General features: G+C 36.8%; 8 protein-coding genes. 5 read left to right on the top strand and 3 right to left on the bottom strand.

Annotation, left to right across the window (positions count from 1 at the left end):
- Positions 1–534: 534 nt before the first annotated feature.
- Together C406_RS0118355 and C406_RS0118350 are read right to left on the bottom strand one after the other, a co-directional pair.
- Positions 535–1,617: an FUSC family protein gene (locus C406_RS0118355; RefSeq protein ID WP_017382119.1), complete on the bottom strand. Its 1,083-nt coding sequence runs from the start codon at positions 1,615–1,617 to the stop codon at positions 535–537.
- A gap of 75 nt (positions 1,618–1,692) precedes the next feature.
- Positions 1,693–2,982 carry a glutamate-1-semialdehyde 2,1-aminomutase gene (locus tag C406_RS0118350; RefSeq protein ID WP_017382118.1) on the bottom strand — a complete coding sequence of 430 codons (1,290 nt, stop codon included), beginning with the start codon at positions 2,980–2,982 and terminating at the stop codon, positions 1,693–1,695.
- Between the two features lie 129 nt (positions 2,983–3,111).
- Here C406_RS0118350 and bcp point away from each other — a divergent pair, with 129 nt between their 5' ends.
- The 4 genes from bcp (at position 3,112) to perR (ending at position 5,635) form a co-directional block, all read left to right on the top strand.
- A complete protein-coding gene (gene bcp / locus C406_RS0118345) occupies positions 3,112–3,594 on the top strand; it encodes a thioredoxin-dependent thiol peroxidase (protein WP_017382117.1) in 483 nt (160 codons plus the stop codon).
- Entirely contained in the window at positions 3,587–4,534 is a 948-nt protein-coding gene (locus C406_RS0118340) for a D-2-hydroxyacid dehydrogenase (RefSeq protein ID WP_017382116.1), read from the top strand. Before bcp ends, C406_RS0118340 begins: the two co-directional genes overlap by 8 nt.
- Before the next feature lies 1 nt (position 4,535).
- Positions 4,536–5,087, top strand: a complete 552-nt coding sequence (locus C406_RS0118335; protein ID WP_017382115.1) for a cob(I)yrinic acid a,c-diamide adenosyltransferase — start codon at positions 4,536–4,538, stop codon at positions 5,085–5,087.
- 104 nt (positions 5,088–5,191) lie between these two features.
- A complete protein-coding gene (perR, locus tag C406_RS0118330) occupies positions 5,192–5,635 on the top strand; it encodes a peroxide-responsive transcriptional repressor PerR (RefSeq protein WP_017382114.1) in 444 nt (147 codons plus the stop codon).
- 79 nt (positions 5,636–5,714) lie between these two features.
- Here perR and C406_RS0118325 read toward each other — a convergent pair whose 3' ends face one another.
- Positions 5,715–6,062: a YgzB family protein gene (locus C406_RS0118325; protein ID WP_017382113.1), complete on the bottom strand. Its 348-nt coding sequence runs from the start codon at positions 6,060–6,062 to the stop codon at positions 5,715–5,717.
- Between the two features lie 128 nt (positions 6,063–6,190).
- Here C406_RS0118325 and C406_RS0118320 point away from each other — a divergent pair, with 128 nt between their 5' ends.
- Positions 6,191–7,081, top strand: coding sequence for a nucleotidyltransferase-like protein (locus C406_RS0118320; protein WP_017382112.1), 891 nt, complete (start codon positions 6,191–6,193; stop codon positions 7,079–7,081).
- Positions 7,082–7,360: the final 279 nt, after the last annotated feature.

Here is a 7,360-nt window from a genome sequence, read left to right as displayed (position 1 = left end):
CCTGTCCCGCTAATCCCGTAGGAAAGATATTGGACGAACTGTCATTCGTCCAATATCTTTGCGACGAGTAACCGCAGGAGCACATGCTTTTTCCGCCGCCTTCCGCTTCAATCAAGTAAATGTTTTCGAATTGATCATAAAAGAAAATACAACTTAAAAAGAAGGGATTGCAGAACAGTGGTTTGCATGATGAACACTGAAATTCTGGTATTTTGAGCAAATATTTCTCTTTTTAGAAATAGTGTAGAAGAAGTTTTCTGCTAGCTTTGTATCGCTCAAGATTTCAAAAAATTGTCACTATAATAGAATTCGTTGCAATGATGGATAAACTCACACTAGTTGATTGAAGCGCAGGTGGCGACTTCTGCGCGAAAAGCGTCCACCGTAGCGGAAATAAACGGGTTTCTATGGTTACCCTTCTTTAAGGACCGGGCGTACTTTGCCCGGTCTTTTTTACTAGTTGTTTGAGGAATATTCGTGTTTTATTAGAAAAAAAGCAGTCATCTCTACGAAGAGATGACTGCTTTTTTGATTTTATAATTCTCCTTCAAGTCTAACTGTTATTTCTTCGCCATGATAATTTTGGTGAGAGATAATGAGTGTATCCAAGTGCTCTAGTTGTTCTTCATAATCTAATACTGCTGACAGCAAGTGCAGTAAATGATAAGAGGAAAAGACTTCTTCTTCTTCTTTAGATAGTGCTATTTCTCTCGCAAAAATCTCCATTACTTCATGACGTTGAAGCATCTCTTCATTCCCCATCCAAATGGAATGTTCAGATTTTAACTTTCCTGTATATTTTAAATGAATTTGTTCGTGATAGGTTAATAAAAAGTCTAGACGTTCCTGTATCATCATGCGAAAATGCTCGGGAATATTGGCTAATTCATTTTCATGAATATGAAGACGCTTTAAGACTTCCCAGCCCTTATTTGCGACAGAAATCATTTGACGATACACTACAAGTTTACGGGCTTTTGAGTGTTTTTCATTACGAAAATAGCTACGTTCTTCTTTATAAAATAAATAAAACTGATCAACTTTTATTAATTGTTCTCGCAACTTGTCGAGAGATTGTTTCGTTGCGCTATGTTCAGAAGCTTGGCGCTTCGCTAAACGCGTCCATCGTATCAATTCATCAGTAGTCTTATGAATTGATTGAAATAACTTAGTCTCATATTTCGGCGGCATAAACACTAAGTTAACAACGAATGCAGCTAATACTCCTACTACAATAGTAACAACTCGAATAAGGGCGAATGTTAAAAAGTCATCATTTTGTACTTCCATAATTGCAATAATCGTTACGAGTGCAAGCGAAATTGATTTCTCTAACTTTAATTTCAACATAATGGCAATTGTAATAACAGCAGCTAAACCAACCGCTACATAGTGATGACCAAATATGAGAGCGAAAACAACAGCTACGCTTGCTCCGATTAAATTTGATTGAATTTGTTCAATAATAGATAAATAGGAGCGATAAATGGAAGGTTGAATGGCAAATATCGCTGCTATTCCTGCAAAGATGGGAGAAGGTAAATTTAGTAAATCAGCCATGAATAGCGCAAAACCGATTGCGACACCTGTTTTAACGATTCGTGCACCAAATTTCATATATGATGTATTTCCTTTCTCGTTTACAAGCTTTTGTTACTTTACAGCAGGACGGGCTTGTAGGTCAACCTGAACTTATGTAAGTTGTGAAAATGCTTGATTAACCGCAACGAGTGATTGCTTAACATCCTCTTCAGTGTGAGCGGTTGTCAAGAACCAAGCCTCATATTTAGATGGTGCTAGATTGATGCCTTGATTTAACATTAGTTTAAAGAATCGACCAAAAATCTCGCCATCCGTTGCTTCAGCTTGATCAAAATTTTCAACCTTCACATCTGTGAAGTAAATTGTTAAAGCTCCCTTTAAACGATTTATCGTAATTGTCACGTTATGCTTAGTAGCAGCTTTTAGAATACCTTCTTCTAAAAGGGCACCTAAACGATCTAGCTCTTCATAAACACCTGCTTGCTTTAGTATTTCTAAACAGGCAATTCCTGATAATATAGACGCAGGATTTCCAGCCATAGTTCCCGCTTGATAAGCAGGTCCTAGTGGTGCAACTTGTTCCATAATTTCTTTACGTCCTCCGTAAGCCCCAATTGGCAATCCTCCACCAATGATTTTACCTAATGCTGTTAAATCAGGCGTTAAACCAAGCAAATCTTGAGCGCCACCGTAATGAAAACGGAAGGCTGTAATTACTTCGTCGTACACAATGAGGGCACCTTTTTGTTTCGCTATTTCATGAACGAGTGGCAAGAAGCCTTTTTTGGGTTCAACAATTCCAAAATTCCCAACGATGGGTTCTACTAAAATACATGCAATTTCATCTCCCCATTTATCCATAGCTTCTTGATAAGCCTCTGGGTCGTTAAACGGAATGGTGATAACTTCTTTTGCGATTGATTTTGGGACACCTGCTGAGTCTGGAATACCAAGTGTTGCTGGACCTGATCCGGCAGCAACAAGTACTAAATCTGAATGACCATGGTAACATCCTGCGAACTTCATGATTTTCGTGCGTCCTGTGTATGCGCGTGATACTCGAATCACCGTCATAACAGCTTCAGTTCCAGAATTGACAAAACGAACCTTATCCATGCCTGGAATGGCTTCTTTCAGCATTTTGGCAAACTTAACTTCATGAGGGGTTGGGGTTCCATATAGTAAGCCATTTTCAGCAGCTTTTGTAATGGCTTTAGTAATGTGGGGATGTGCGTGACCTGTAATGATAGGACCATAGGCTGCGAGGTAGTCAATATATTTGTTGCCATCTACATCCCAAAAATATGCTCCTTGCGCTCTTTCCATAACTGTTGGAGAACCACCACCTACTGCTTTATATGATCGTGAAGGGCTGTTAACACCACCAACAATGTGTTTTAATGCTTCTTCATGAATCGCTTCAGAATTTGTTCTCTTCATATATATATCCTCCGTTCGTTTACTTCCATTCTTAATAATAGACAAAAATGAACTAGAACGCCAAGAAAATTGAAAGATTAGCCAATCTTCTGTACGATTAAACAAATAGTTTATGTGGAGGGATTGTTCATGACAACACTTGAAGGTTTACAAGCACCTGGTTTCATATTGGAAAATGAAAAAGGTGAAAAGGTTTCACTACACGATTACACTGGAAAAGAATATGTCCTTCTTTATTTTTACCCGAAAGATGCAACGCCAGGTTGTACGAATGAAGCGTGTGATTTTAGAGATGCATATGAATCTTTTCATGATTTAAATGCGGTCATTTTAGGCGTAAGTCCAGATGGAGAAAAAGCCCACACTAAGTTTATTGAAAAACATGGTCTGCCTTTTTCATTACTAATTGACGAAGATCATGCAGTTTCTGAAGCTTATGGTGTATGGAAGCTTAAAAAAATGTATGGTAAAGAATATATGGGAATTGAGCGCTCAACATTTTTAATTGACCCATCAGGAACTGTTGTGAAAGAGTGGAGAAAAGTCAAAGTAAAGGGACATGTAGAAGATGCACTCGTATCTTTGCGCAAATTAGTAACTTCAAATGACTAATGTATTATTTACTTTCACTGTTAAAGACCATTTAATAAAACAATTACAAAACGAATTTCCTGATGTTGAATTTACTTTTTCTTCAATTAAAGATATTGATGCACTAGAGCAAGCTGAAATCATCATGACGTATGGTGAAGACATCTCAATAGAAACATTGAAACAAGCCTCAGCTTTGAAATGGCTCATGGTTGCTTCAGCGGGATTAGAAAAATTGCCATTGCGTGAAATAGCGGAGCGTGACATTTTAATTACAAATGTCAAAGGAATACACAAAACTCCTATGGCAGAATCAGTCATGGCGCATTTATTATCGATTAAACGCGCGTTACCATGGATGTATCTACAACAAGAAAAGAGTGAATGGAGAAAGCGCTCTGGATCAAGTGAACTCTATGGGAGTAAAGCCCTAGTGATTGGGCCAGGTGCAATAGGTAGTGAAATTGGACGTTTATTGCAAGCCTTCAAGGTAACTACAATTGGTTGTAATCGCTCTGGCAACCACGCATTACATATGGATCAAATGATTTCATTCGACCAATTAAATGACATACTATCAACAGTTGATATTGTCATTTCAGTATTGCCAAGTACGCCAGAAACACGCGGACTGTTTACATATAAACATTTCGTTTTGATGAAAAAGGATGCCATCTTCATGAATTTTGGTCGTGGGGATTTAGTAAAAGAAGAACAACTAGTTAAGGCGATGAAAGAACGTCAAATTGCGTTCGCGGTATTAGATGTTTTTGAAGAAGAACCGCTCGGTGAAAATCATCCTCTATGGACACTTGATGGGGTTATTGTTTCACCTCATGTTTCAAGTCATTCTTCTGAGTATGTTTCACGAGCATTAAAAATTTTCATAGAAAACCTACATCAATGGAATAAAGAAGGATCAGATTATAAAAATATTATAGATTCAGAAAAGGGGTATTAATATGAAAATTTATACAAAAACGGGCGACAAAGGTACGACTTCACTTATCTATGGAACACGAGTTGCAAAAAATGATGCACTTGTCGAAGCGTATGGTACATGTGACGAAGCAAACTCTATGATCGGACTTGCAATGAGTTATATCCAACACGAATTTTTTGAAGAACAAGAAGATGTACAACAAGCTTTTCATCAAATACAAACCACACTCTTTCATGTAGGAGCTGAACTAGCAACACCAAAAGGTAAAGAGGTGAAATGGAAGTTAGAAGAAAGTGAAATAATGAAGTTAGAAGCGTTGATTGACGAATGGGACGCAAACTTACCGGCATTGACAAACTTTATCTTACCAAGCGGTCATCCTGCAGGAGCAGTTCTTCATGTCGCACGTACAATAGTTCGTCGTGCAGAGCGTGGGGCTGTAAGTATTGGTAAGGATGTATCTCCACTCGTTTTAGCCTATTTAAATCGATTATCAGATTTCTTGTTTGTCGCAGCTCGCTTCATTAATCTACGTCTTGGGCAAAGAGAAAAGGGTTTGCATGCTGAGTAATCCCTTGATATAAAGGGGTTATGGTTGACTTTCACCTCACTTTTTCCTTATACTAATTGTAACGATTATAAAATAAGAATATTTATGAAGTGAGGTGCATGGCGATGACTGAAGTGCATTTACGTGACGCATTGGATACTTTGAAATCTACAGGAGTTCGAATCACACCACAGCGTCATGCAATTTTAGAATTTCTCATCCAATCCATGATTCATCCAACAGCAGATGAAATATATAGAGCACTTGAAGATAAGTTTCCAAATATGAGCGTCGCTACTGTCTATAACAATCTCCGTGTATTTAGAGAATCGGGATTAGTTAAAGAATTAACTTTTGGCGATTCATCGAGTCGGTTCGATTTCGTGACAATTGAACATTACCATATTATATGTGATTCATGCGGTAAAATTGTAGATTTCCATTACCCTGGTTTAGATGAAGTTGAACAATTAGCTTCTCACTTAACTGGATTCCAAGTGAATTCACATCGCTTGGAAATTTATGGTTCATGTCCAACTTGTATATCACAAGCTACAAAAATGCAATAATTTGAAAAGAGCATACGTGCTCTTTTTATTTTGCGCAAAAAAAGCTAACATTCTTATATTAGAATGTTAGCTCAATCTACTATGATTTTTTACGATTTAGCGCTTGATCAAATTCTTGTCCCTCTAAAGTAGGGTCTAGTGTAAGAGGTTCTCGGCAATACATACACATATCAACACGACCTAATACTTTCGTATGCTTTCCGCAGTTTGGACAAACGACTTGAGCTGCTTTAGTAGATAGCATACCAATCCATGCGTAAACGCCTGTACTACCTAAAATAGCAATGAGTCCTAAAAACATAAATATGGTCATGACTATTTGATTTTCTCGGAAGAAGATTCCGATGTACATAATGACAAATCCGATGAATATTAATGATAATGCAAACGAACGAATCCGATTTATTTTGTTTTTATAAGGTTTCATATTGTGTTCCTCCTTAACCATGATTACTATACCATAATTGGCATTGTAAATCGCTTGAAGGAATTTTACAATCTTTGTCGAAAAAAGTACATATAACATTTCTTATTAATTTATAGGGGGGACTACCGTTGGAACAAATTTTACGTCCTATTTATCAGGAAAGAGCGAGTCATCCAAATACGCTCGGCGTCATTTTAATTGAGAAGAGAGAGAAAGTTAGTCAAGTAACAGATACATTTGATACCATACTACTAATTTTAACAAAAGACTCCAATCAAGCTGTTTTCACTAAACACTATACATTTAATGATAAAAAAGCTGCAATGCACATTGTTTCGGAAAAGCAATTACGTAAATGGTTACTACTCGGTACAAATCGAAAAATCGTGGATTGGATTTTTTATGGACGTGTCATGTTTGATCGAAACGAATTTGTTCACGAATTAAAGACGGAACTTAAAGATTTTCCGTTTTACGGACGTAAAATTAAGATGGGAATTGAGTTTTCAAAACTTATACGTCGTTATTTAGAAGGAAAAGTGTTCTTTGAACAAAAAAACTATATGGATGCCTACAATCACATTGTGGATTCATTACATCATCTTGCTCGCTTAGCTGTTTTTGAAAACGGTATGCATTCGGAAGTAACGGTCTGGTCACAAGTCAAAATAATAGAACCTGCCATTTATAAACTTTACGAAGAATTACTATCAAGTGATGAACCAATTGATAAAAGATTAGAGTTATTGTTTTTAGCGAGTGAATTTATGATTCATTCAAGAACGAAAGATGGTTCTCGCCATATATTAGAGGTTATGAGTCAAAAAGAGCATTGGACAATACAAGAATTACATGAACAAGAGGAGCTTCGTAATTACTCGGTTGATTTAGAGGTCTTTATAGAATACCTTGTTGATAAAGGTTACATTCATATAGAACGAGTTCAAACGAAGAGCGATAATATCTTCCATCGATATTATAAAGTTGAACAAAATGATGAAGAAACACACAGTGAATAAGACGCTTTAAAAAGCGTCTTATTTTTTTGTTGACGTATTATTGTATGTAGTGTTATAGTAATAAACGTCGCTGATTGAAGAGCGCTTGAAAAAATATTTTTAAATTACTTGAGAAAGATTTTAAAAGTACTTGACTCTAACAGCTCGCAATGATAGATTAGATAAGTCGCCAAAACAAGCGACACAATAATGAACCTTGAAAACTGAACAGCAAAACGTCAACTAAAATAGCGGAAAGCACTTCGGTGCTGGAAGCAAAACGTTTTCTTACGCCGACAC

The organism is Paenisporosarcina sp. TG-14 (assembly GCF_000297555.1).
Lineage (GTDB): Bacteria > Bacillota > Bacilli > Bacillales_A > Planococcaceae > Paenisporosarcina > Paenisporosarcina antarctica.
Note: the sequence above shows the minus strand (reverse complement) of the source record. Positions and strands in the feature narration are given on the sequence as shown.